Raw genomic sequence first — 23,593 nt, 5'->3', positions numbered from 1 at the left:
CGGTGGCGGCTCAGGCGTAGACGTCGAGCCGCGTGCCCAGCATGCCCTGCGGCACGGGCGGTGGCGGCGGCAGGGATTCGATCAGCGCAGCCGCCGCGGCCTCCTGCGCGTCCAGGGCCTTCTTCAGCACGCGCACCTGGACGCTGGCCTGCACCCCATCGGCCGGCGCCGACGACGATGCCGCACTGGCCGTGGCGGCCTGGACGGCGGGCGTGCTGGAGATGTTCATTGCGAACGGCCGTAGACGTCCTCGAAGCGCACGATGTCGTCCTCCCCGAGGTAGCTGCCCGACTGCACTTCGATCATCTCCAGCGGCAGGCGGCCCGGGTTCTCCAGCCGGTGCGTGGAGCCCAGCGGGATGTAGGTCGACTCGTTCTCGGAGACCAGGTAGCTTTCCTTGTCGCGCGTGACCCTGGCTGTGCCCGACACCACGATCCAGTGCTCGGCGCGGTGGTGGTGCATCTGCAGCGACAGCTGGCCGCCCGGCTTGACCACAATGCGCTTGACCTGAAAGCGCGCGCCGTTGTCCACGCTGTCGTACCAGCCCCAGGGCCGGAACACCTTGCGGTGCAGCTGGCCTTCGGAGCGGCCTTCGCGCTTGAGCGCGTCGACGATCTTCTTGACGTCCTGCGTCTTGTCCTTGTTGGCCACGAGCACCGCGTCGGCGGTCTCCACCACGATCAGGTTGTCCACGCCCACGCAGGCGATCAGCCGGCCTTCGGACAGCGCGAGCGTGTTGTGGCTGTCGTGCAGCAGCACATCGCCCTGCTTCACGTTGCCGCTCTCGTCCTTGGGCAGCACCTGCCACAGCGCGTCCCAGGCGCCCACGTCGGACCAGCCGGCCGACAGCGGCAGCACCACGCCGGCAGGCAGGTCTTCGCGGCCACCGGCGGCCAGGCGCTCCATGACGGCGTAGTCGATGGAATCGCTCGGGCAGGCCGTGAAGGCGGCCTTGTCCACGCGCAGGAACTCGCCATCGGCCGAGCCCTTGGCGAAGGCGTCTTCGCAGGCGGCCAGGATGTCGGCGCGGCAGGCCGCGATCGCCGCCAGCCAGACCGAGGCCTTGAGCATGAACAGGCCGCTGTTCCAGGCGTAGCCGCCCGCGTCCAGGTAGCCCTGGGCCGTGGCGCGGTCGGGCTTCTCGACGAAGCGCGCGATGCGGTGCGCGCCCCCCTCGAAGGCCGCGCCGGACTGGATGTAGCCGTAGCCGGTCTCGGGCGTGTCGGGCGTGATGCCGAAGGTCACCACGGCGCCGGCCTCGGCCAGCTGCGCGCCCTGCACCACGACGGCCTGGAAGGCCGGCACATCGACGATCACATGGTCGGCCGGCATCACCAGCAGGACCGGGTCGGCGCCGTCGCGGCGCGCCGCCAGCGCGGCCAGGGTCAGCGCGGGTGCGGTGTTGCGGCCAGAAGGCTCCAGCACGATGGTGCCGGGCTTGCCCATCAGGCGCAGCTGCTCGGCGATGACGAAGCGATATTCCTCGTTGGAGACCACCATGGGCGCGGCCACGGACACACCGACCAGGCCCTCGACACGGCGCACTGTGGCCTGCAGCAGCGAGTCCTCGCCGATCAGCGGCAGCAGCTGCTTGGGGTACTTCTCGCGCGACAGCGGCCACAGGCGGGTGCCGGAGCCACCGGACAGGACAACAGGTTGGATCAGCATGGTTGCTTCAGACGGAGTTGGAATGGGGTTCAGGCGGCGTAGCCGTTGGGGTTGCTGCTCTGCCAGCGCCAGGCGTCTTGGCACATGGCGACGAGGTCGCGCTCGGCACGCCAGCCCAGCACGGCCAGCGCCGCGGCCGGGTCGGCATAGCAGGAGGCCACGTCGCCAGCGCGGCGCGGGGCCAGCTGGTAGGGCACGGGCTTGCCACTGGCCTCTTCGAAGGCGCGCACCATGTCGAGCACGCTGTAGCCGGTGCCGGTGCCCAGGTTGACGGTGAGACCGCCCGCCTGCGCCTGCAGGCGCTCCAGCGCACGCAAATGGCCGACGGCCAGGTCCACCACGTGGATGTAGTCGCGCACGCCGGTGCCGTCGGGCGTCGGGTAGTCGCTGCCCCAGACCTGCAGCTGCGCGCGCCGGCCGATGGCCACCTGCGCCACGTAGGGCATCAGGTTGTTCGGCACGCCGCGCGGGTCCTCGCCGATCAGGCCGCTGGCATGCGCGCCGACCGGGTTGAAGTAGCGCAGGATGGCGATGCGCCAGGACGCGTCGCTCACCTGCAGGTCGCGCAGCATGTCCTCGATCATGAGCTTGCTGCGGCCATAGGGGTTGGTGGCAGAGAGCGGGTGGTCCTCGGTCAGCGGCAGGCGCTGCGGGTCGCCATAGACCGTGGCCGACGAGCTGAACACCAGCTGCTGCACACCGCACTCGCGCATGGCCTCCAGCAGGCGCAGCGTGCCCACGACGTTGTTGTCGTAATAAGAGAGCGGCTGCTCCACCGATTCGCCCACGGCCTTGAGCCCGGCGAAGTGGATCACGGCGCTCGCGCCGCTCGTCTTCAGTGCATCGACGAGCGCGGCCCGGTCGCGGATGTCGCCACGCACCAGTCTGGGCGCCTTGCCCGCGATGCGTTCGATGCGCGCCACCGACTCGGGGTTGCTGTTACAAAAATTGTCAAAAATGGTGACGTCGTGGCCGGCTTGCAGCAGTTCGACGCAGACATGGGAGCCGATGTAGCCGGCGCCGCCGGTGACAAGAATCATGTGGTGTTCTTTGCAATGCCGGCGCGGGCCGGCGGGAGATGGTTCTTGCCGCGCCGTCCGAGGCTCTGGGCCCTCCGGCGACTGTGGCGCGGCAAGAATAGCATGGGCCGTGCCAACCCTTGTGTCAGCCATGCGGCGGCCAGGGAAGGCCCCGTCAGCCTTGCAGCGCCTCCAGGAAGGCCCCGCGAAACCACTGCGACGCCGGGTCCGCATCGGCCGTCGCATGCCAGTACACGAAGGTCTCCAGCGCCGGCAGCGCCACCGGCAGGGCCAGCACCTGGATGCCGGCCTGGGCGTTGTCCAGTTCGGCCTGCGAACGCGACATGGTGGCCAGCAGGTCGGTGCGCGCGACGATGGCACTGGCGGCGCCGTGGCGCTGGCAGCGCACGCGGATCCGGCGCCGCATGCCCAGGCGGCCGAGCGCCACGTCTTCGAGCCCGACGCCGCGCCGGCGCCCCGTCACCAGCACATGCTCCTGCGCCAGGTAGGCCTCCATGTCGAAGCCCGGGCCGATGGCCGGATGGCCGATCCGGGCCAGCACCACGAGTTCGCTCGCGCCGATCTGCTGGCGCCGGATCTCTGCCGTCAGCGGCAGGCCGATGTCCAGCGCCAGGTCGAGCTCGCCGCTGCGCAGGTCTTCCTCCAGATTGCCGCGGTCGGCCCGCACCGTGGCCAGACGGATGCCGGGCGCCTCGCGCGCCACGCGCTCGGCCAGGTCCGGCAGGAAGGACAGTTCGGCCGAACCGCTGGTCGCCACCTTGAACAGCCGCTGGCTGCTGGCCGGGTCGAACTGCCCGACCTGGCGCAGCGCCTGGTCCAGCCCGCCGAGCGAGGAGCGCACCGTGCCGGCCAGGCTGCGCGCCATTGGCGTGGGCGTCATCACATTGCCCTGGCGCTCGAACAGCGGGTCGCCCAGCAGTTCGCGCAAGCGCGCCAGCGCATGGCTCACCGCGGGCTGCGACAGATGCAGCTGGCGCGCGGCCGCCGTGATGCCACGCTCGCGGTAGATCGCGTCGAAGACGGCGAACAGGTTCAGGTCGATTCGGGACAGCTGCATGGTCTCGCGCCAGGGTTGGGCAGGCTATGCACGCGGCACATACCGCGTGATGCGCACATTGCATTCGCCATCGGAAGGCACCGCTGGCAAGCTGCGGGTCTCCCCGGCCTGCCGTCAGCGGGCCATTGTCCTTCCTCAGCAACGCCGCTCCACCCGTGAACCTGCACGCACCCGCCGTCTCCGACCGCTTCGTTCCGCTGCACGCCCTGGTCTGGCGCCCCGAGCCTGGCTCGAACGCCAACCTGCGCTCCTGGACGCTGGAGCGGCCACGGCCGCCCCTGGCCTCACCGGCGCAGCAGCGCACCCTGCTGGCGGCCGATTGGCTGGCCGACGTGGGCAGCGCCGCACGCGAAGCGCTCGTGGAATCGCTGCAGCCCAGCTCGATGAAGGCCGGCGAGCAGATCCTGCACCAGGGCGCACAGGCCACGGCCTGGCATGGCGTGGCCAGCGGTGCGGTGCGCCTGAACAGCGTCAGCGCCTCGGGCCGGCAGCTCAGCACCGCGCTCGTCGCGCCGGGCGAATGGTTCGGCGAAGGCGTGGCCGGTGACCTGCCCGAGGCCTGCAGCGCGCACGCCCATGTCGACAGCGTGGTCGTCTCGCTGCGCGCCGATGCACTGCGCCGGCTCACCGCCCACCATGCCGACCTGCGCCATGCCTTGCTGCGCTGGAGTTCGGCCCGCCAGAGCGCCTGGATGCAGGCCGTGGTCGAAGCCGCGAGCGCGCCGCTGAGCCAGCGCCTGGCCGCCTGCCTGCTCGACCTGGGCCAGCGCTTCGGCCAGCCGCAGGACGAGGGCTTTCGCCTGGCGCTGCCGCTCACGCAGACCGACCTGGCGCAACTGGTCGCCACCAGCCGCCAGCGCCTGAACCAGGGCATGCAGGACCTGCGCCGCATCCGCGTGCTGGACACGCAGGACGGCCAGCTCAACGTGCTGTCGACCGAAGTCCTGCAGCGCCGCGCCGGCCTGTTCGGCTGAACGTCATTCCAGCCCCATCAGCAGGGGCCGCACGTAGAGTTCCACGGCCGCCTGCGGCGTCGTGCCCGGCACGAAGCGCTGCAGCTCCGCCGCGGCGTTGATGCCCACCATTGCCAGCTGCGCCGCCTGCATCGGGTCCAGCGGCCGGACCGAGCCGTCCACCATGCCGCCCACCACCAGCGAGGCCAGCCGCTCGCCGATGCGGCCCAGCGCCTGGCGGATGCGGCTGCGCTCGGCCGCATCCGGCAGCGCGGGCACGGCCGACCACTGCAGCAGCGGGCTGCCGTCCGGCGTGATCTGGAACAGCACCAGCGCGCGCACCACCGCGCTGAGCCGCTCCCAGCCGCACGCCTCCATCTGCTCGGCCTGGGCCAGCGCCTGGCGCACGATGGCGAAGGTCTGGTCGAAGCAGCAGGCGACGAGGTCGTCCTTGGTCTCGTTGTGGTAGTAGAAGCCGCCCTTGGTCATGTTCAACCGCTCGGCGATGCGGTTGACCGATGCACCGCGGTAGCCCTGCTCGTTGATGAGCTGCGTGGCCGTGCGCAGGAAGGCAGCCGAGGGCGAGAGGTCGGCCGAGCCCAGTTGCCAGCGCGCCTCGCAACCCTCGGCCTGCCAGCGCGCACCGGGCGCCATGAGTCCGCGCAGCAACAGCCCCAGCATGCTGTCGGCCACGGCGCCGAAGCGCTCGGGCTCGTGCCGCAGCAGCCACACGCGCTGCGCGTTGACCACGCCCAGCACGATGTGCGTGCGCGCATTGGCGGCGCTGCGGTCCGCCGTGGCCTCGTCGTCGTTGAGCAGGCGGCGCAGCCGGCGGAACATGTCTTCGTAGGCCGCGTACACGGGCACCATGTGCTCGCCACGCAGCGCACGCAGGTCGTGGAAGCGCGTCACGGGCGCATGCCGGCCCTGCTCCACGGACGCCTGCAGCTCCGCGTGCGCCCGCAGCAGCGCGCCCAGCCGCGCGGGCAGGCCGGTCTGCGCCATGGCCTCGTCGGTCAGGCGGTTGTACAGCGCGATGCTGCGCAGGTAACAGGCCGCCGCCAAGTCTTCCTTGCGCCGGAAGTAGTAGGTGACGCTGTTCTTGACGAGGCCGACGCCCTCGGCCACGGCCGACAGCGTGGTGCCGCGGATGCCGTGCTCGTTGAGCAGGCCGGACGCAGAAGCGATCAGCGCCTCGCGCTTGTCGGCGAACTTGGTGGTCTGGGCGGGAGAGGTGTTCATGGGGCGGCCGCGATTGTCCGCGAGCCGCCGCCGTTCAGTTCCGGAACACCGCCGCCATGCTGGCGTCGTCGTCCTTGCCGCCTTCGTGCATGCGGATCTCGTTGCGGCCCACCACCAGGTGGTGCACCTCGTCCGGGCCGTCCGCCAGGCGCAGCGTGCGCTGCTGCGCATACATGTGGGCCAGCGGCGTGTGCTGCGACACGCCCAGCGCGCCATGCATCTGGATCGCCTGGTCGATGATCTTGCAGACGCGCTCGGGCACCATGGCCTTGACCATGTGCACCCACTGGCGCGCCTCGCGGTTGCCCAGCACGTCCATGGCCTTGGCCGCCTTGAGCACCATGAGCCGCATGCTCTCGATCTCGATGCGCGCGCGCGAGATGATCTCCACGTTGCCGCCCAGCCAAGCCAGTTGCTTGCCGAAGGCCTCGCGCGAGATGCCGCGCTCGACCATCAGGTCCAGCGCCTTCTCGGCCGCGCCGATGGAGCGCATGCAGTGGTGGATGCGGCCCGGGCCCAGGCGCAGCTGCGAGATTTCGAAGCCGCGGCCCTCGCCCAGCAGCATGTTGGACTTGGGCACGCGCACGTTGTCGAACACGATGTGCATGTGGCCGTGCGGCGCATGGTCCTCGGCGAACACGTGCATGGCGCCGACGATCTTCACGCCCGGCGTGTCCTTGGGCACGAGGATCATGGACTGCTGCTTGTGCGCCGGCGCATCGGGGCTGGTGCGCACCATCGTGATGAAGATCTTGCAGCGCGGACTGCCGGCGCCGGAGATGTAATGCTTCTCGCCGTTGATGACCCACTCGTCGCCGTCCAGCACCGCGCTGGTGGCCACGTTCTTGGCGTCCGAGGAGGCATGGTGCACCTCGGTCATGGCGTAGGCCGAGCGGATCTCGCCGTTCAGCAGGGGCTTGAGCCAACGCTCCTTCTGCTCGGGCGTGCCCACGCGCTCCAGCACCTCCATGTTGCCGGTGTCGGGCGCGGAGCAGTTCATGCTCTCGCTGGCCAGCGGCACCTTGCCGAGCTCGGAGGCGATGTAGGCGTAGTCCAGGTTGGACAGCCCTTCGCCCGTCTCGGCGTCGGGCAGGAAGAAGTTCCACAGGCCTTCCTTCTTGGCCTGGTCCTTGGCGGCGTTGAGCAGCTCCAGCTGGCCGGGCGCGTACTGCCAGCGGTCTTCGCCGTAGCGGTTCTTGCCCAGCGCCTCGTACTTCTCGGCCATGGGCGTCACGGTCTCGGCGATGAAGCGCTTGACGTGCTCGTACAGCGGCATGGCCTTGGCGGACATGCGCAGGTCGTTCAGTTCGTCGGTGGGATTGAACCCGAATGCCGGGGTGGGTTTGCTCATGGTCGGAGGGTCTCCAGGCGTGCTGTTGATCGGTGTGTCTGCGGTGGTTTCAGACATGCAGTATGGAAGATCGCCATGCGCTGCGGAGTCCAATCCGCGACAGCGATTTGCAGGGTTTGCACCGAGCAGAATGGCCGACTGCACCGCTACCATTTTTGGCGTTTCATCCCTGAGGTACGGCCTGTCCCGCACCGGACACGCAGCCCGCCCCGCGCCCTTCATCCCCAACCCACAGGACACCCCATGCGCCAAGCCGTCATCGTCTCCTATGCCCGCACCGGCCTCGCGAAGGCCGGCCGCGGCGGCTTCAACGACACGCCCGCCATGACCATGCTGGGCCATGCCATCCGCCATGCCGTGCAACGCTCGGGCGCCGACCCGGCCGAGGTCGAGGACGTGATCGCCGGCTGCGTGGCCTCGTCGGGCAACGTGGCGCGCGCCGCCGCGCTGCTGGCCGGCCTGCCCGTCACCACAGCCGGCATGACGCTGCACCGCGCATGTTCCTCGGGCCTCAACGCCATCGCCGTGGCAGCGCACCACATCGTCGAGGGCAACGCCGATGTCATGGTCGGCGGCGGTGTGGACTCCATCAGCCTGCAGGGCGGCGGCGGCGGTGGCCGCGACCCCCTGCTCGAGCAGCAGCACCCGGCCTTCTGGATGCCCATGATCGACACAGCCGACATCGTGGCCGAGCGCTACGGCCTGTCGCGCCAGTACCAGGACGAGTACGCGCTGCGCTCGCAGCAGCTCATGGCCGCGGCCCAGGAGGCCGGCAAGTTCAAGGACGAGATCATCTCGGTCAAGACCCGCATGAAGGTCGTCGACAAGTTGACCAAGGCCGAGAGCTACGTCGATGCCGTGGTCGACCGCGACGAGTGCAACCGCCCCGACACCACGCTGGCCGGCCTGGCCAAGCTCGAACCCGTCAAGGGCCCGGGCAAGTTCGTCACCGCGGGCAACGCGAGCCAGCTGTCCGACGGCGCCGCCGCCGTCGTGCTCATGGAGGCCAAGGAGGCCGAGCGCCGCGGCCTGCAGCCGCTGGGCGCGTTCAAGGGCTGGGCCGTGGCCGGCTGCGAGCCCGACGAAATGGGCATCGGCCCCGTGTTCGCGATCCCGCGTCTGCTGGAGCGCCACGGCCTGAAGATCCAGGACATCGACCTCTGGGAGCTCAACGAGGCCTTCGCGAGCCAGTGCCTGTACAGCCGCGACAAGCTGGGCATCGACCCCGACATCTACAACGTCAACGGCGGCTCCATCGCCATCGGCCACCCCTTCGGCATGACCGGCGCACGCCTCACGGGCCATGTGCTCATGGAAGGCAAGCGCCGCGGCGCCAAGCATGTCGTGGTGTCCATGTGCATCGGCGGCGGCATGGGCGGCGCGGGCCTGTTCGAGGTGTTGTGACGGCGGCCACCACCGCTGCAGCACGGCCCGCACGCCGACGCCCGGCCGCCCAGGCGCCGGCCAGCCGCACCACCGACCGCTTCCAGGTCAAGCGCGAGGCCATCCTGGCCGCCGCCGCCGAGGAATTCAACCGGCACGGCATGAAGGGCGTCACGCTGGCCGGCGTGGCCGAGCGCGTGGGCCTGCACAAGGCCAGCGTGGGCTACTACCACCGCCGCAAGGAAGACCTCGCGGCCGACTGCATGCTGCAGGCTGTTGCAGCCATGCAGGAGGTGGTCAAGGCCGCCCTGGCCGAGCCCACACCCGAGCGCCGCATCCGCGCCTTCCTGCGCGGCGAGGCCGCGCTGCTCGCCGACATCGCCACGGGCCGGCGCGGCGCACTGGTCTCGTTCAACGAGATCCGCGCGCTGGCGACGCCACAGGTCGACCAGGTCGTGGCAGCCTACAACACGCTGTTCCGCAGCCTGCGCCAATGCTGGCCCAGCGCCGGATGGACCCAGGCCCAGCGCAACGCGCGCACGCACCTGCTGCTGGCCCTGGCCAACATCATGCGCACCTGGATCGACCGCTACGAGCCGCACGACTATCTGCGCGCCGCCGACGCGCTGGCCGAGCTGCTGATCGGTGGCCTGGCCGCCGACCCGCGGCGCTGGCAGGCCCAGCCCGGCCCCCAGCTGCAGGCCGCGCCCGCCGAAGGCACCGAGGTGCGCGAGGCCTTCCTGCGCGCGGCCACCGCGCTCATCAACGAGCAGGGCTTTCGCGGCGCCTCGGTCGATGCGATCTCGGCCCGGCTGCACCTGACCAAGGGCTCGTTCTACCACCACCATGCAAGCAAGGACGAGCTCGTCGCGCAGTGCTTCGAACGCAGCTTCGGTGTGATCCGCCAGACCCAGCTGCAGGCCATGGCACAGACCGCCTCGGGCTGGGAGCGGCTGGTGGCCAGCAGCTGCGCGCTCGTGCGCTTCCAGCTGTCCGAGGCCGGGCCGCTGCTGCGCTCGTCGGCGCGCAGCGTGCTGGCCGAGGGCGCGCGCCACGACCCCATCCAGCGCGGCAACCAGCTGACCGAACGCTTCGGCCTGTTCATCGTGGACGGCATGCGCGAAGGCGCCATCCGGCCCGTCGACGCGAGCCTGGCCGCGCAGCAGGTGGCCGGCATGGTCAACGCCGCCTCGTCGCTGCGCACCTGGGTGGCCGGCATCGGCATGGACGATGCTGTGCCGCTCTACGCCCAACCGCTGTTCACCGGCATCCTGGCGCCACCGGAACATTGAGATGCAGATGGCTTGCCCATCCACACTCCCGTGCGGCCGAGCGCAGCGAAGGCCCGAACCCCAGGCCGAGCGCAGCGATGGCCCGGATCGAAAAATCCCCTGTGCCCCTGCCGAGGAGCGCAGCGCGATGGGCTGCGCGGGGAACCTCGCGCTTCAACATCTGACTCATTGCGCTTGTCCGAGCGCAGTGAACGCAGTGAACGMAGCGAGTTGCGCAATGCAGCCCATGGCGCGAGCACCGCAGGTTGCCCGGAGCGCYAGCGSAGGGWCAGGGGCRCCGGGGTCGCCTTCTTTTGCCTACTTTTCTTGGCGAAGCAAGAAAAGTAGGTCGGGGCGTGGGGGTGAAGCCCCCACCTCCTCACCTCGATCAACCGTAGTGTCATTTGCTGGAACCAGAGGCCGGGATTGCCCCCGGCAGTGCAGTCACTTTCTCTTGTTTCGCCAAGAGAAAGTAACCAMAGAGAAGGCGMYCCCGGTCCGCGCTCCGGGCAACCTGCGGTGCTCGCGGCCTGGGCGCATTGCACAACTCGCACCACTCACTGCGTTCGTTCAGCTCGAACAAGTGCAATGAGTCAGATCACAAAGCGCGAGGTTCCCCGCGCCACCCAGGCCACTGCGCTCCTCGGCGTGGGAACAGGGGCCCCGGGAAGCGGGAACCGACTCGGGCCATCGCTGCGCTCGGCCCCGTCCCTTCCGTCACCGCCCATCGATCACTGAAACGACAACCCACTTCGGAGACATCCCATGACCGCTGCCACCGCTCCCACCCGCACGCTCGCCATCGAAGGCGACATCGGCGTCCTCACGCTGAGCTACCCGCCCGTCAACGCGCTCTCGCAGCTCATGCGCGAGGCCATCGTGGAAGGCGTGCGCGAGGCCAATGCCAACCCTGCGATCAAGGCCATCGTGCTGGTCTGCGACGGCCGCACCTTCCTGGCCGGCGCCGACATCACCGAGTTCGGCAAGCCACCCAAGGCGCCCTCGCTGCGCGAGGCGCAGGACCAGATCGAGAACGCGGGCAAGCCCGTCATCGCCGCCATCCACGGCACGGCCCTGGGCGGCGGCCTGGAGGTGGCCCTGTGCTGCCACTACCGCGTGGCCGTGCCGAGCGCCAAGTGCGGCCTGCCCGAAGTGCACCTGGGCCTGCTGCCCGGCGCAGGCGGCACGCAGCGCCTGCCGCGGATCGTGGGCGTGGAGCAGGCACTCGACATGATCCTCAACGGCAGCCATGTGCCCGCCAAGAAATGCCTGGAGATGGGGCTGGTCGACGCGCTGGTGCCCGAGGGTGAACTGCGCGCCGGCGCCATCGCCTTCGCGCGCACCGTGCTCACCGAGAACCGGCCGCTGCGCAAGGTGCGCGACAACGACGACAAGCTCATCGCCGCGCGCGCCCATCCCGAGATCTTCGCCAAGGTGCGCCAGGCCAATGCGCGCAAGTTCCGCGGCTTCCCGGCCCCCGAGGCCAACATCCAGTGCGTCGAGGCCGCCGTCAACCTGTCCTTCGAGGAAGGCCTGGCCACCGAGCGCCGGTTGTTCACCGAACTCGTGGCCGGCACGCCTTCCATCGCGCAGCGCTACGCCTTCTTCGCCGAGCGCAAGGCCACCAAGATCCCCGACGTGCCCGAGGACACGCCCACCGCCCGCGTGGCCAAGGTCGGCATCATCGGCGCCGGCACCATGGGCGGCGGCATCGCGATGAACTTCGCCAACGTGGGCATCCCGGTCGTGCTCGTGGAAACCCAGCAGGCCGCGCTGGACCGCGGCCTCGCGGTGGTGCGCAAGAACTACGAGAACTCCGCCAGGCGCGGCCGCTTCACCACCGAGCAGGTCGAGCAGCGCATGGCCCTGTTGACGGGCAGCCTGCAGATGGAAGACCTCGCCGACTGCGACCTCGTCATCGAGGCCGTGTTCGAGAACATGGCCATCAAGAAGGAGATCTTCGGCAAGCTCGACCGCATCTGCAAACCCGGCGCCGTGTTGGCCACCAACACCTCGGCGCTCGACGTGAACGAGATCGCGAGCGCCGCCACCTCGCGGCCCGAGGCCGTGGTGGGCATGCACTTCTTCTCGCCGGCCAATGTCATGAAGCTGCTCGAAGTCGTGCGTGGCGCTAGGACCAGCCACACCGCGCTGGCCACGGCCATGCAGATCGCCAAGAAGATCGGCAAGGTCGCGGCCGTCTCGGGCGTGTGCCCGGGCTTCATCGGCAACCGCATCCTTGCCGCGCGCAGCGCCCAGGCGCAGGCCATGGTGCTGGAAGGCGCCATGCCCTGGGACATCGACGAGGTGCTCTACGACTTCGGCCTGCCCATGGGCCCCTTTGCGATGAGCGACCTGGCGGGCCTGGACATCGGTTGGAGCAAGGAGACCAGCAAGAGCGCGACCATCCGCGAGCGGCTGTGCGAGATGGACCGGCGCGGCCAGAAGAACGGCGCCGGCTACTACGACTACGAGGTGGTGGACGGCACGCGCACCGCCAAGCCCAGCGAGGTCACGCGCGGGATCATCCGTGACCTCATGGGCGAGCAGGGCAAGGTGGCGCGGGAGATCGGCAAGGAGGAGATCCTCGAGCGCTGCGTGTACGCCATGGTCAACGAGGGGGCCAAGATCCTGGACGAGGGGATCGCGATCCGGGCCAGCGACATCGACGTGGTGTGGGTCAATGGGTATGGGTGGCCGGTGTACCGGGGTGGGCCGATGTTCTATGCGGATACGGTGGGGCTCAAGACTGTCGTCGAGAAGCTCAAGGCGTACGGGGAGCGGATGGGGGCAGGGTTCAGCGTGTCGCCGTTGCTGGAGAGGATGGCGGCGGACGGGAAGTCGTTCACCAGGTGAGAACGGCGCCGACGCTGCTGTGCTGCTGGCCAATGCGCGAGGCCGCCTGAGACTGGTTGCGGCGGATCGGCGTCGACCGGTTGAATCCGCCGCCCGAAGCGGCTGTACGGTCTGCTCTGAAGCAGTCCCTCAGTGATGAGCGAAGGATTCAACGCCGTGGACAAGCATCCCCGCCGCCTTTCGATTCAGGTGGCGTCAGCCAAGGCGATAGCGTCAGCCCCTGCCGCGAAGCGCAGCCGCTCGGATCGGTCGTTGGCAGCCTGCCAGACCACCTCCGCCACATCCTGCTCGGTGGTGACGGCCGCCGGTTGAGCAAAGGCCGCGAAGATCGGGCCTGCGAAGGGCATGTAGGCCTCCGGGATCAGGCCCTGGATGCGCGCGGCGCCGTTCTCGGCAAAGCGGGTCGTGGGGGCATACCCCGGCTCGACTAGCTTGACGCGCACATCGAAGGCCGCGAGTTCCAGAGCCACCGAGCCGGTCAGGCCGGTGATGGCGGTCTTGCTGGCCGTGTACACGCCGGCGAGCGGCATGGCCGCCAGGGTGACGCTGGAGGTCACGTTGACGATGACGCCCGTGCGACGCTCCCGGAACTGTGGGATGACGGCCTGCATCATGGCCATGACGCCGAAGGTGTTGGTCTCGAACACTTCCCGCGCCAGCGCCATCGACGTTGCCTCGAAGGCGCCGACGACGCCGATCCCGGCGTTGTTGACCAGCACATCGATGGGGCCTGCGGCTTCGATGGCCGCGGCAATGCTGCCGGGCTTGGTCACGTCGAGCGCCAGCAGGCGCAATCGGTCCGACCTCGGCAGGAGCGCTTCGCGTGGCGTCCGCATGGTAGCGATGACATTCCAGCCCTGGGCGAGGAAGTGGCGGGCAGTTTCCAGGCCATAGCCCGAGGAGCAGCCGGTGATCAGTACGGTTTTCATGTGCGGTCCTTGTGGAGTGCTGAGTGGAGTCCTCACGGTATCCACACCAAACCGGACTTGAAACCTGAAAGAATCCCTTCTTTTTTAGCCAACGTCCAATCCATCGCGTATGAGCATGGGCGATCCGCTCACTGAAGTCGTCCGGCTGCTGAAGCCGCGCGCCGTCTTTGCCAACCTCATCAGCGGCAAGGGGGACTGGGCGGTACGTTATGCCGAATACGGCCAGCCCAGCTTCTGCATCATGTTGGAGGGCCACTGCCTGTTGGCGGTCGACGGGCACGAACCGGTGACGCTCAGCGTCGGCGACTTTGTGCTGTTGCCGTCGACCCCGCCCTTCACCCTCTCCAGCTTCGGCCCGGCCCCGATGGTTCATATCGATCCCAAGGTTGTGCCCGGTGGCGAGGGCGAGCGGCGCCACGGCGACATGGCGGGCGAGCCAGACATGCGTTCGCTGGGCGGCGCCTTCCTGTTCGACGGCGCGGACCCCAAGCTGCTCGTCACCCTGCTGCCGCAGGTGGTCCATGTAAAGGGTTCGCAACGACTGGCGCAGCTCGTGCGGATGGTGGGCGATGAGTACGAAGACCCGCGACCGGGCAAGGAGCTCGTGCTGTCGCACCTGATCGGCGTGCTGCTCATCGAAGCGATGCGCTGGACCACGGCCGGCGCCGCGCCACCCGGCCTGCTACGCGGATTGGGCGACACGCGCCTGGCACCGGCACTCGAGCAGATGCATGCGGACGTGACACGCGCCTGGACCGTGGCGCAGCTGGCGGAAATCGCCGCCCTGTCCCGTTCGGCGTTCTTCAACCGGTTCACCCGCACGGTCGGCGCCCCGCCGATGGACTACCTGCTGCGCTGGCGCATGGAGATCGCCAAGAGCCTGCTGCGTCACGAACGCATGGCGGTCGCCACCGTGAGCGAGCGCGTGGGGTATGGCTCGACGAGCACCTTCAGCGTCGCGTTCACCCGGCACGTCGGGCAATCGCCCAGCCGCTACGCACGGGACGGCCCGCCTGTCGCGTAAGTTGCAGCATTGGCCACGACACCCATCCGCCGCCAGGAAGGGAAGTCGATGTTTCAAGCGTGCTTTCGCTCGCGCTGATGAAACTTGATTCCGAGCAGAGGATGCTTCACCCAAACGTCGGGTTTTGGCCGAAGACAGTCGCTCGGCGCTGCGAAGCAGCTAGCCCCCCGCAAGGCTAACCATCGACGCGCCGTCCCATGCTGATGCGATCCTCCACAAGATAGCCCAGCGATTCGTAAAACGGCACAACTCCCGTGTTGCTGCCGACCACCTGCAAGTTGACCTTCATACAGCCGCGTGAAACCAGGGCACGCTCCGCATGTCGTACAAGCTCTGCGCCGACCTTGGATCGCCGAAAAGCGGGGTCAACAGCAACCGAATAGAGCCAACCCCGGTGGCCGTCGTACCCGGCCAAAGTCGTTCCCACGACGCGTCCGCCAACCGTTGCCACGAAGAACAGCCCATCGTTGACTGCCAGCTTCTTGTCGATGCTGAGCCGAGGTTCGTTGTGACCTATACCTGACCCAAACGCTACTGCCCAAAGGTCGACGACAGCCTGTCGGTGGACACGGTCCTCATACGGAACGATGCTGTGCATGCGCTTACGCCTTCAAGTGTTGACGATGACTCGCGGGCGAAGAGACGAACCGCACCGGAACACACCGAAGCCCTTGTTTTTCATCATGTTCCAGTAGCTCACACAGGGCAACGCACGATCCCGGCGATGTCGTGCTGACAAAAGCTGAAGATCGCGTCACGCTGCCGGACTGCGGCCCCGTGGTCGCAGCCATCTTCCCCTGCCAGGCCAGCCCACCTACTTCAGCGAATTCAACAAAACCTCCCGGATCTTCCCGTCCTCCACCACCGCTGCCCGCCCATCCGCCTCCGAGCTGCCCGTGGCATCAACCCCCGACACCCCGAACATGTTCTCCCTGCGCGGCATGGTCTTGAAGGCCTCGCTGAGCTTGGCGCGGATGGCCGTGGCGTCGGTCACGCTGCCGGCCAGCTTCATGGCCAGGGCGGTGGCATGGACGGCGCTGTAGTTGAGCGAGGTCTCCGAGGTCACGAGCCGGTTCGGGTAGAGCTTCTGGAAGCGCTGCACGAACGCGACCGACTCGGGCAGCTTGTCTTCCATCACGGGCAGCACGCCGATGGCACCGTTGAGCGAGGCGTAGCCGCCGCTGACCTTGGCCACCTCGTCCAGCTTGGCCTGGTCGATCAGGATGAAGCCGCCCTTGAAGCCGAGTTCGCGGGCCTGCTTGACCACGAGACCGGTCGGCTCCGAGGGCCCGCCGATGAACAGCACGTCGGGCTTGCCGGCCAGCGCGCGGCTGACACCGCTGTAGAAGTCCGTCGCCCGCGTGTAGCTCATGGGGTTGTCGGCCACCACCTTGCCGCCGGTCTTCTCGAGCAGGGGCTTGAACGCAGCGTTCCAGGCCTTGGCGTAGTCGTGGTCGGCATCGGCGATGGCCACGTTCTTGCCGAACTTCTTGGTCGTGTAGTGGATGAAGGGCTCGATGTAGGACGTGAAGTCCGGCGGAATCCGCAAGGTCAGCTTGTTGCCGCGGGCGGTGATCTGCGGCGTGCTGCTGTAGGCCAGCACCAGGTACTTCTGCGCTTCGTTGTTGGTCTGCAGCGCGTAGATGCCGCCCGAGTGCGGCACGAGGATGGCCGGCGTCTTGCTCTCCTGCACGAGGCGCTGCGCGTTGATGGCGGTCTCCGACGGGTTGTACTTGTCGTCCAGCGCGGCGATCTCCAGCTTGTACTTCTTGCCGGCCACCTCGAAGCCTGCGGCATTGATCTCGTCCACGGCCATGTTCATGCCGTCCAGCACGTTCTTGCCGTACAGGGCAGCGCCGCCGCTCAAGGGGCCCGAGAAGCCGATCTTCACGACCTCCTGCGCCCAGGCAGGGGCGCTGAGCACCAGCCCAGTAGCAAGTGCGGTGGCAAGACGGGTGGGGTGCAAACGCATGGCAGTCTCCTTCGTGTGTAAAAAAATAGACGCTCAGGCACCGATGTAGGCGCGCCGCACGGCTTCGTTGTTGAGCAGGCTGTCGCGGTCGCCTTCGAGCACGATGCGCCCACGCTCCAGCACGTAGGCGCGGTGCGCGATGCGCAGTGCCGCGAACGCGTTCTGCTCGGCCAGCAGCACCGTGGTGCCGGCCTGGTTGATGCGCTGGATGACCTCGAACACCATCTTGACCACCAGGGGCGCGAGGCCGAGCGAGGGTTCGTCCAGCAGCAACGCCTTGGGCCGGCCCATCAGCGCGCGGCCGATGGCCACCATCTGCTGCTGGCCACCGCTCAGGGAGCCGGCCGGATCGTCCTTCTTCTCGGCGAGGATGGGAAACATCCCCAGCACCTCGTCCAGGATCTTCTGGTTGCCGGCACGGTCGCCGCGGTGCACATAGGCGCCCAGTGTGAGGTTCTTCAGCACCGACATCTGCGGGAACAGCTTGCGTCCCTCCGGACACTGCACCACGCCGGACGCGACGATCTGCGACGGCTTCATGCCGACGAGTTCCTGGCCCTTGAATTGGATGCTGCCGCCGGCTGCCTTGTGCAGGCCGCTGGCGGTCAGGAAGATCGAACTCTTGCCGGCGCCGTTTGCCCCCAGCAGCACCACGAGTTCGCCCTCGCGCGCATGCAGGCTCACGCCGTCCAGCGCACGAAAGCTGCCGTAGTTGAGGCTGACCTGGTCAAGCGCGAGCATCGGTGGACTCCAGGTGGTCGATCCCCGCGTGGTCGGTGCCCAGGTAGGCATCGATCACGGCCGGATTGCTGCGGATCTCGGCCGGCGTGCCTTCGGCGATGCGCTCGCCATGGTTCAGCACCAGGATCTTGTCGGCCAGGCTCATGATCATGTCCATCTTGTGCTCGATCAGGCAGACGGTCAGGCCGCTCTTCACCATCTTGCGGATCAGCTCGGCGAGGCCGAGCGTCTCGTCCGGGTTGACGCCGCCGGCGGGTTCGTCCAGCAACACCAGTGACGGGTCGGTCGACAGGGCCAGCGCGAAGGCCAGGCGCTTGCGCTCCTCCTGCGAGATGTCGCCGGCCACCCGGTGCTCCAGGTGGGCCAGGCCGACGAAGTCGAGCGCCGCACGCGCCTTCTCGCGGCAGACCTGCTCCTCCTGCCGCAGCCGCCGGGAGCCGACCACCACGTCCCAGAGGCCGGAGCGCGTGCGCAGCCGGTGCCCGACGATCAGGTTGTCGAGCACGCTGGCCACGTCGAACAGCGTCGTGGTCTGGAACGTGCGCGCGATGCCCAGGCGTGCCATCTGGTCCGCCGGCAGGTTGGTGACGTCCTGGCCCTGGAAGACGATGCGTCCGCTGGTGGGCCGGTGCACGCCGTTGATGAGGTTGAAGAAGGTGGTCTTGCCGGCGCCGTTGGGGCCGATGATGGCGTTGATGCGGCCGGCCTCGATGGTGGTGCTGACGTCGTGGACGGCCGCCAGGCCGCCGAAGCGCTTCGTGAGGTGGCTGATCTCAAGCATGGCGATCTCCTCCAACCGACGCAGCCGGCGCGCGCTGCGCCGCGGCGCGGCGCACGCGCCAGGCCAGGAAGCTGCCGACGATGCCGTGCGGCACGAAGATCACCAGCAGGATCAGGATGGGCCCGAACACGATGAAGCGGTACTCCTGCAGGAACTGCAGGTACTGCGCAAGCCAGGGCATCATGATGGCGCCGACCAGCGGCCCGAGCAGAGTGCCCAGGCCACCGACGATCATCGATACCGTCATGTCGAAGGTGGTCTCCACACCCGCCAGGCCCGGCCCCAGGAAGCGCACGAAGCCGGCGTAGAGCCCGCCGGCCATGCCCGCGTAGAACACCGACAGCATGAAGGCCAGCAGCTTGGTGCGCATCAGGTTGATGCCGATCGACTCGGCCAGCGCGTCGCTGTTGCGGATGGCCATGAACGAGCGTCCGAGCAGCGAGCGCGTGATGCGGTGCATCAGCCAGACGCCCACCATGAGCACGGCGAACACGAGGTAGTACAGCGACAGCGGCGTCTCGAAGCGCAGCGGGCCGATCGGCGAGGGCACCGGGATGCCGATGATGCCGACCGGGCCGTGCGTCAGGCTGTCCCACTTCTCGATGACGAGGAACATGATGTAGCCCACCGACATCGTGAAGATCGAGAAGAAGTGCCCCTTCAGCCGCAGCGACACGATGCCGACGAAGAAGCCCAGCACGGTGGCGAAGACACCCGACAGCGCAAACGCGATCCAGAACGGCACCTGGTGGTCGACCGTCAGGATGCCCACGGTGTAGGCACCGACCGCCATGAAGCCGCTGTGGGCCAGGTTGAACTGGCCCGTGTAGCCCACGATGAGGTTCAGGCCCAGGGTGGCCAGCGCGAAGATGTAGGCGGTCGACATCACCGTGAGGTGGTAGTCGTTGCGGGCCAGCAGGGGGAACGCCAGGCCGGCCGCGAACAGGACGGCCCAGCCGATGCGTGCAGCGCTCGGACTCATCAGTGCGCTCCCTTCGAGAAGATGCCCTGCGGGCGCAGCGACAGGATCAGCACCAGGATGGCGAAGGCGATGATGTCCTTGTAGTCGGTCGAGATGTAGAAGGCGCCAAAGCTCTCGGCGAAGCCGATGATCAGGCCGCCGACGATGGCGCCCGGCACGCTGCCCATGCCCCCCAGGATGATGATGACGAAAGCCTTGGTGATGACCAGGTTGCCCATGGCCGGAAAGACCAGGTTGATCGGCGCGAACAAGGCCGCCGCGACGGCGGCGAGCACGCCCGAGATCGCGAACGTCAGCATGGCGACGCGGTTGGCGTCGATGCCCACCAGCGAGGCACCGTCGCGGTTCTGGGCCATGGCGACGATGGTCGAGCCCATGACCGTGCGCGTGAGGAACAGGTGCAGTGCCAGCATCAGCGCAAAGGCGGCGCCGATGATCAAGAGGCGCTGCACCGGCGCGGTGACGCCGGCCACCTCGACCATGCCACCGTAGGGCGTGGGCATGCGGTGGAAGTCGGCGCCCCAGATGGCCTGCGCACCGGCCTCCAGGAACAGCAGCAGGCCGATGGCCGCGATCATGGGGTGCAGCCCGCTGGCGTTGCGCAAGGGGTGGAACACCAGGCGTTCGGCCAGCGTGGCGAGCGCCGCCACGCACAGCGCGGCACCGGCCATGGCCACCCAGTAGTTCAGCCCCCACGCCACCATGAGGTGGAAGGAGACGAAGGCGCCCACCATGTAGAACGCGCCGTGGGCGAAGTTGGGCACATGCAGGATGCCGTAGACCAGCGTCAGCCCGAGCGCCACCAGGCTGTAGATGCCGCCCAGCGTCAGGCCGTTGAGAACCTGCTGAAAGAAAAGCTCCATCTCGTCTCCATTCCTTGAGGGGTGAGCCGCCGCGCGGGGGATCTGCTGCAGCGTTCAGATCCGGTACACCCGCTGGGCCGTCCCCCAGAACATCGCCTCCTGCTCCCCTGCCGAATACCCCTTGGCGATCTTCTTCATCGCGTTCCAGTAGCTCACATAGGGCAGCGAGCGCCGGTCCACCGGAAAGTTGCTTTCGAACATGCAGCGCTGCGGCCCGAAGCACTCGATGGTGTGGCGGTAGTAGCGGCCCTGGGCCTCGACCAGTTCGTCCGAGTTCGCAGGCAGCGCGCGCCGGTCCCAGCCGAAGCCGTTGTCGGGCATGGCCAGGCCGCCGAGCTTGGCGACCACGTTGGGGCAGCGCGCGATCTCTTCGATGTCGCGCTGCCACTGGCTGAAGATCGCATCGCGCTGGCCCGCGTAGCCGCCCACGCCCAGCGGCGTGCCGAAGTGGTCCAGCACCAGCGTCGTGCCCGGCACCGCGCGCGCGAGCGCGGCGAAGGCCGGGTTCTGGTGGTGGTAGTGCCAGGTGTCGTAGGTGTGGCCCAGACGGCCCAGCAGGGCCACGCCGGCGCGGAAGTCGGCGTCGGCGTACAGGCCCTCGCTGCCGCGGCCGGGAATGGTCAAGGCCTCGGGGTGGGGGTCGCGCGCACCGGCATGGCGGATGCCGCGGAACAGGCCTTGCGCCGCGTCGGCCTGCGCGGCCAGCACCTCGCGCAGCTGGGCTTCGCCCTGGCGCAGGTCGGTGTGGCCGACGAAGCCCGCGATCTCGGCGCCACCACCACCTTCCCGGCTCGCGCGCGCGATGCCAGCCACGAATTCAGCCTCGCCCACGCTGCGCAGGTGTTCGGGTCCGTCGGCGCGGTAGCTCGCCCGGCATTCGATGAACACGGTCTTGCGGATGTTGTGGCCGGCGCCTGTGTCGGCCCACAGCTGGCCGAGCAGGTAGGGGCCCCAGTCGCCGCGCGAGTGCCACAGGTGGTGGTGCGGGTCGATGATGGGGCGGTCCGGATCGATGGGTTCTTCGCGCACCTGGTGCAGCCAGGCGTCGGAACCGGGGGCGGGATGGGTCATGGTCAGGTCTCCTGAACGTGGATCTACACGAGGTTGCGCGCGGGCTTGGGCGACAGGCCGATCACACCCTCGGCCACCAGCGCGTCGAAGCGCGCCGCGCCGATGCCGGCATGGGCCTGCAGCGCGGCCTGGCTGTGCTCGCCGAGCAGGGGCGCCGGGCTGTGCGCACCCAGGCGCTGGCCGTCCTGGCGAATGGCCGGGCCGACCTGGCGCTGCGGGCCGGACACGGCGCGCTCCAGATCGATGAACAGGTCGGCACCGGCCAGGTCGGGGTCGGCTTCCAGCTCGTCGGCGCGCAGCACCGGTGCCGCGGCGATGCCGGCCGCACGCAACGCGGCTGCGGCCGCGGCGGGCGCCTGCGGGCGCGACCAGGCGGCGATGGCCGCGTCGATGGCGTCCTCATGCGCACGCCGGCCGGCCAAAGTGCGCAGCGTCGGGTCCCGCACCCAGTCGCTGCGGCCCAGCAGCTGGCACAGCGCGGCGAAGCCCTGCGCATCGGCCACCTCCAGCGCCAGCCACTGGTCGTCGCCGGCGGCCGGGTAGATGCCGTGCGGCACGGCATGGCCGCGCCGGTTGCCGCGCCGCAGTGGTGCGGTGGGCGCCAACTGGTGCGCCAGCAGCGCCGGCGTGGTGAACTGCAGCATGGCCTCGACCATGCTGATGTTCACGTATTGCCCCTGGCCGTGCCGGCGGCGGTGCACCAGCGCGGTCAGCAGGCCGGCGCAGCCGTAGAGGCCGCCGACCGGGTCGCCGTGCGCCAGGTGCGTCATGGTCGGCGCGGTGCCGGGCGTGCCCGTGAAGCTGGGCAGGCCACTGCCCTGCTCCAGCGTGGAGCCATAGGCCCGCGTGCCGGACCAGGCGTTGCCCGTGCCGAAGCAGGACATGGACGCCATCACCACGTCGGGCCGCACTTCGCGCAGCTGTGGGTAGTCGAGCCCGAACTTGGCCATCACGCCGGCGGCCTGGTTCTCGACCACGGCGTCGGCGCCGCGCACGAGGTCGAGTGCGATCTGCCGGCCGGCCGGGGTGGTCAGGTCGATGCTGACGCCCTGCTTGCCGCGGTTCATGCCGCAGAAGATGCTCGACAGCTCGTAGCCGCGCTCGGCGATGAACTCGGGCGTCCAGTTCATGCCGCGCCACCAGTCGGGGTAGCGCGCCGCCTCGATCTTGACCACGGTGGCGCCCAGATCGGCCAGCAGGCGCGCGGCCAGCGGCCCGGCCCAGCCCATGGAGAAGTCGACCAGCGTGATGCCCTGCAGCGGCGGCGTGTGGGCGCCCGCGGACGCTGCGGCATCAGCCTGCGCCTGGCTCGCCGGGTGGTCGGCCGCCACGGCGCGCGCGGGCGCCAGCGCGTTCGGCACCGGCGTTTCCGTGAGGCCGAAGGGCGTGCGCGGCACCTGTACCGCGCCGCCGGGCAGCGCGAGCCGGCTCATCGATGCGCGCGCGCCGAAGACCGGGTGCTGCAGGATGCCCTCGGCATCGGGCACCACGACGATGGGCACGCGGTACTCCCGCCCGACCGCGGCCCATTCGGTGGCCGTGCGCCGGGCCAGCGCGGCGCACAGGCCCCGCTCCACCTCGTCCAGCCGGCCGAAGCGCAGCTCGCGCGTGGCCAGGCCCTCGTCGGCGGCCATGGCCCGCAGGTCCAGCGCCTCGCACAAGGCACGCCACTGGTCGGGCGTGGCCACGGTGATGCCGACCCAGCCCTCGCGGCACGGGTAGATGCCCACCGGGCTGTTGGGCGCGAAGCGGTTGATGCCCCAGCGCCGCATCGGCTGGCCGTCGCGCTGGAAGAAGTACATGTGCATCTCGGCCAGCACCAGGTTGGCCTCGGCGATGGACACCTCGAGGCGGCGCGGCGCGCCCGCAGGTTCGGCCAGCAGCGCGGCACAGGCGGCGATGTAGGCCGTGACACCGCCGACCATGGTGGCCTGCCGGTCGCCGTTGGCCAGCGGCGGGCCGTCCTCCTTGCCGACCATCTGCGGCATGCCGTTGAGCGCCTGCACGACCAGGTCGCTGCCGGGCCAGCCGTGGCGTGGGTCCCAGCGGCCGAACCACGACAGATCGACGCTGGCCACGCGCGGCTGCAGCGCGCCGGCATCGCACTGCGAGACCTCGCCCACCAGCACCAGGTCGAAGCCACGGCTCAGCGCCTGCAACGCGTCTTGCCCCATGGTCGGCAGCAGCGCCTTGCCGGCCGCGAGCCAGTGGCCGTAGGCATGCTCGACGGGGTCGTCGGCGCGCACGATGCCGGCCAGGCGCAGCGGCTCGCGCAGGGCCGTGCTGCAGACCTCGGCGCCGGCATCGGCCAGCAGCCGGCCGCAGTAGGCCGCGGCCGCGCCGCCGCCGATCTCCAGAACGCGCAGGCCGGCCAGAGCGGCACGCTGGGGTGTGGCGCCCGTCATCGGC

General features: G+C 69.2%; 20 protein-coding genes. 5 read left to right on the top strand and 15 right to left on the bottom strand.

The window, feature by feature from the left end:
- Nucleotides 1-10 precede the first annotated feature (10 nt).
- The 4 genes from ASF45_RS30390 to ASF45_RS30375 form a co-directional block, all read right to left on the bottom strand.
- Nucleotides 11-229: a putative motility protein gene (locus tag ASF45_RS30390; RefSeq protein ID WP_056672531.1), complete on the bottom strand. Its 219-nt coding sequence runs from the start codon at nucleotides 227-229 to the stop codon at nucleotides 11-13.
- The gene (locus ASF45_RS30385) at nucleotides 226-1,668 is read right to left on the bottom strand and encodes a mannose-1-phosphate guanylyltransferase/mannose-6-phosphate isomerase (RefSeq protein ID WP_056672529.1); all 1,443 of its coding nucleotides are present in this window, start codon (nucleotides 1,666-1,668) and stop codon (nucleotides 226-228) included. The genes ASF45_RS30390 and ASF45_RS30385 overlap by 4 nt, the downstream gene beginning before the upstream one ends.
- Nucleotides 1,669-1,697: 29 nt before the next feature.
- Nucleotides 1,698-2,708, bottom strand: coding sequence for a UDP-glucose 4-epimerase GalE (gene galE / locus ASF45_RS30380; RefSeq protein ID WP_056672527.1), 1,011 nt, complete (start codon nucleotides 2,706-2,708; stop codon nucleotides 1,698-1,700).
- Nucleotides 2,709-2,862: 154 nt separating this feature from the next.
- Nucleotides 2,863-3,765 (bottom strand): LysR family transcriptional regulator, encoded by a 903-nt coding sequence (locus tag ASF45_RS30375; RefSeq protein ID WP_056672525.1) that lies wholly within the window; start codon nucleotides 3,763-3,765, stop codon nucleotides 2,863-2,865.
- A 155-nt stretch (nucleotides 3,766-3,920) separates the two neighbouring features.
- Between ASF45_RS30375 and ASF45_RS30370 the strand changes: the two genes are divergently transcribed.
- Nucleotides 3,921-4,739 carry a Crp/Fnr family transcriptional regulator gene (locus tag ASF45_RS30370; protein WP_056672523.1) on the top strand — a complete coding sequence of 273 codons (819 nt, stop codon included), beginning with the start codon at nucleotides 3,921-3,923 and terminating at the stop codon, nucleotides 4,737-4,739.
- Nucleotides 4,740-4,742: 3 nt separating this feature from the next.
- Here the strand turns inward: ASF45_RS30370 and ASF45_RS30365 are convergent, their stop codons facing one another.
- A complete protein-coding gene (locus tag ASF45_RS30365) occupies nucleotides 4,743-5,960 on the bottom strand; it encodes a TetR/AcrR family transcriptional regulator (RefSeq protein ID WP_056672521.1) in 1,218 nt (405 codons plus the stop codon).
- 34 nt (nucleotides 5,961-5,994) lie between these two features.
- Nucleotides 5,995-7,251, bottom strand: a complete 1,257-nt coding sequence (locus ASF45_RS30360) for an acyl-CoA dehydrogenase family protein (protein ID WP_369802198.1) — start codon at nucleotides 7,249-7,251, stop codon at nucleotides 5,995-5,997.
- 303 nt (nucleotides 7,252-7,554) lie between these two features.
- On the opposite strand from ASF45_RS30360, the gene ASF45_RS30355 reads away from it, so the two are divergent.
- From ASF45_RS30355 to ASF45_RS30345, 3 genes are all read left to right on the top strand, one after another.
- Nucleotides 7,555-8,715, top strand: a complete 1,161-nt coding sequence (locus tag ASF45_RS30355) for an acetyl-CoA C-acyltransferase (RefSeq protein ID WP_056672517.1) — start codon at nucleotides 7,555-7,557, stop codon at nucleotides 8,713-8,715.
- Nucleotides 8,712-9,986: a TetR/AcrR family transcriptional regulator gene (locus tag ASF45_RS30350; RefSeq protein WP_056672515.1), complete on the top strand. Its 1,275-nt coding sequence runs from the start codon at nucleotides 8,712-8,714 to the stop codon at nucleotides 9,984-9,986. The genes ASF45_RS30355 and ASF45_RS30350 overlap by 4 nt, the downstream gene beginning before the upstream one ends.
- A 744-nt stretch (nucleotides 9,987-10,730) precedes the next feature.
- Nucleotides 10,731-12,821 carry a 3-hydroxyacyl-CoA dehydrogenase NAD-binding domain-containing protein gene (locus tag ASF45_RS30345; RefSeq protein WP_056672513.1) on the top strand — a complete coding sequence of 697 codons (2,091 nt, stop codon included), beginning with the start codon at nucleotides 10,731-10,733 and terminating at the stop codon, nucleotides 12,819-12,821.
- A gap of 185 nt (nucleotides 12,822-13,006) precedes the next feature.
- Here the strand turns inward: ASF45_RS30345 and ASF45_RS30340 are convergent, their stop codons facing one another.
- On the bottom strand, nucleotides 13,007-13,750 hold the full coding sequence (locus ASF45_RS30340) for an SDR family oxidoreductase (RefSeq protein WP_056672511.1): 744 nt from the start codon (nucleotides 13,748-13,750) through the stop codon (nucleotides 13,007-13,009).
- A gap of 115 nt (nucleotides 13,751-13,865) precedes the next feature.
- Here ASF45_RS30340 and ASF45_RS30335 point away from each other — a divergent pair, with 115 nt between their 5' ends.
- Nucleotides 13,866-14,774: an AraC family transcriptional regulator gene (locus ASF45_RS30335; protein ID WP_056672860.1), complete on the top strand. Its 909-nt coding sequence runs from the start codon at nucleotides 13,866-13,868 to the stop codon at nucleotides 14,772-14,774.
- A gap of 175 nt (nucleotides 14,775-14,949) precedes the next feature.
- Here ASF45_RS30335 and ASF45_RS34865 read toward each other — a convergent pair whose 3' ends face one another.
- The 8 genes from ASF45_RS34865 to ASF45_RS30300 form a co-directional block, all read right to left on the bottom strand.
- On the bottom strand, nucleotides 14,950-15,372 hold the full coding sequence (locus ASF45_RS34865; protein ID WP_082551365.1) for a GNAT family acetyltransferase: 423 nt from the start codon (nucleotides 15,370-15,372) through the stop codon (nucleotides 14,950-14,952).
- Between the two features lie 216 nt (nucleotides 15,373-15,588).
- A complete protein-coding gene (locus ASF45_RS30330; protein WP_056672509.1) occupies nucleotides 15,589-16,746 on the bottom strand; it encodes an ABC transporter substrate-binding protein in 1,158 nt (385 codons plus the stop codon).
- Nucleotides 16,747-16,779: 33 nt separating this feature from the next.
- Nucleotides 16,780-17,487, bottom strand: a complete 708-nt coding sequence (locus ASF45_RS30325) for an ABC transporter ATP-binding protein (RefSeq protein ID WP_056672507.1) — start codon at nucleotides 17,485-17,487, stop codon at nucleotides 16,780-16,782.
- Nucleotides 17,474-18,268, bottom strand: a complete 795-nt coding sequence (locus ASF45_RS30320) for an ABC transporter ATP-binding protein (protein WP_056672504.1) — start codon at nucleotides 18,266-18,268, stop codon at nucleotides 17,474-17,476. The genes ASF45_RS30325 and ASF45_RS30320 overlap by 14 nt, the downstream gene beginning before the upstream one ends.
- A complete protein-coding gene (locus ASF45_RS30315) occupies nucleotides 18,261-19,250 on the bottom strand; it encodes a branched-chain amino acid ABC transporter permease (protein ID WP_056672503.1) in 990 nt (329 codons plus the stop codon). The genes ASF45_RS30320 and ASF45_RS30315 overlap by 8 nt, the downstream gene beginning before the upstream one ends.
- The gene (locus ASF45_RS30310; RefSeq protein WP_056672501.1) at nucleotides 19,250-20,113 is read right to left on the bottom strand and encodes a branched-chain amino acid ABC transporter permease; all 864 of its coding nucleotides are present in this window, start codon (nucleotides 20,111-20,113) and stop codon (nucleotides 19,250-19,252) included. The genes ASF45_RS30315 and ASF45_RS30310 overlap by 1 nt, the downstream gene beginning before the upstream one ends.
- A 54-nt stretch (nucleotides 20,114-20,167) precedes the next feature.
- Entirely contained in the window at nucleotides 20,168-21,184 is a 1,017-nt protein-coding gene (locus ASF45_RS30305) for an amidohydrolase (protein ID WP_056672498.1), read from the bottom strand.
- 23 nt (nucleotides 21,185-21,207) lie between these two features.
- Complete coding sequence (locus tag ASF45_RS30300; RefSeq protein ID WP_056672496.1) at nucleotides 21,208-23,589, bottom strand: CoA transferase; 2,382 nt, start codon at nucleotides 23,587-23,589, stop codon at nucleotides 21,208-21,210.
- Nucleotides 23,590-23,593 lie beyond the last annotated feature (4 nt).

The sequence above is a fragment of the Pseudorhodoferax sp. Leaf265 genome, from assembly GCF_001422365.1.
GTDB lineage: Bacteria > Pseudomonadota > Gammaproteobacteria > Burkholderiales > Burkholderiaceae_C > Pseudorhodoferax.
The sequence above is the reverse complement of the archived record's forward strand: the minus strand, read 5'-3'. Positions and strand labels throughout refer to the sequence as shown.

What these genes read in the sequence shown, in the direction of transcription:
- ASF45_RS30390 (WP_056672531.1), bottom strand. Translation starts at nt 229, where the DNA reads ATGAACATCTCCAGCACGCCCGCCGTCCAGGCCGCCACGGCCAGTGCG.
- ASF45_RS30385 (WP_056672529.1), bottom strand. Translation starts at nt 1,668, where the DNA reads ATGCTGATCCAACCTGTTGTCCTGTCCGGTGGCTCCGGCACCCGCCTG.
- galE (WP_056672527.1), bottom strand. Translation starts at nt 2,708, where the DNA reads ATGATTCTTGTCACCGGCGGCGCCGGCTACATCGGCTCCCATGTCTGC.
- ASF45_RS30375 (WP_056672525.1), bottom strand. Translation starts at nt 3,765, where the DNA reads ATGCAGCTGTCCCGAATCGACCTGAACCTGTTCGCCGTCTTCGACGCG.
- ASF45_RS30365 (WP_056672521.1), bottom strand. Translation starts at nt 5,960, where the DNA reads ATGAACACCTCTCCCGCCCAGACCACCAAGTTCGCCGACAAGCGCGAG.
- ASF45_RS30360 (WP_369802198.1), bottom strand. Translation starts at nt 7,251, where the DNA reads ATGTCCGCCAAGGCCATGCCGCTGTACGAGCACGTCAAGCGCTTCATC.
- ASF45_RS30355 (WP_056672517.1), top strand. Translation starts at nt 7,555, where the DNA reads ATGCGCCAAGCCGTCATCGTCTCCTATGCCCGCACCGGCCTCGCGAAG.
- ASF45_RS30345 (WP_056672513.1), top strand. Translation starts at nt 10,731, where the DNA reads ATGACCGCTGCCACCGCTCCCACCCGCACGCTCGCCATCGAAGGCGAC.
- ASF45_RS30340 (WP_056672511.1), bottom strand. Translation starts at nt 13,750, where the DNA reads ATGAAAACCGTACTGATCACCGGCTGCTCCTCGGGCTATGGCCTGGAA.
- ASF45_RS30335 (WP_056672860.1), top strand. Translation starts at nt 13,866, where the DNA reads ATGGGCGATCCGCTCACTGAAGTCGTCCGGCTGCTGAAGCCGCGCGCC.
- ASF45_RS34865 (WP_082551365.1), bottom strand. Translation starts at nt 15,372, where the DNA reads ATGCACAGCATCGTTCCGTATGAGGACCGTGTCCACCGACAGGCTGTC.
- ASF45_RS30330 (WP_056672509.1), bottom strand. Translation starts at nt 16,746, where the DNA reads ATGCGTTTGCACCCCACCCGTCTTGCCACCGCACTTGCTACTGGGCTG.
- ASF45_RS30325 (WP_056672507.1), bottom strand. Translation starts at nt 17,487, where the DNA reads ATGCTCGCGCTTGACCAGGTCAGCCTCAACTACGGCAGCTTTCGTGCG.
- ASF45_RS30320 (WP_056672504.1), bottom strand. Translation starts at nt 18,268, where the DNA reads ATGCTTGAGATCAGCCACCTCACGAAGCGCTTCGGCGGCCTGGCGGCC.
- ASF45_RS30315 (WP_056672503.1), bottom strand. Translation starts at nt 19,250, where the DNA reads ATGAGTCCGAGCGCTGCACGCATCGGCTGGGCCGTCCTGTTCGCGGCC.
- ASF45_RS30310 (WP_056672501.1), bottom strand. Translation starts at nt 20,113, where the DNA reads ATGGAGCTTTTCTTTCAGCAGGTTCTCAACGGCCTGACGCTGGGCGGC.
- ASF45_RS30305 (WP_056672498.1), bottom strand. Translation starts at nt 21,184, where the DNA reads ATGACCCATCCCGCCCCCGGTTCCGACGCCTGGCTGCACCAGGTGCGC.
- ASF45_RS30300 (WP_056672496.1), bottom strand. Translation starts at nt 23,589, where the DNA reads ATGACGGGCGCCACACCCCAGCGTGCCGCTCTGGCCGGCCTGCGCGTT.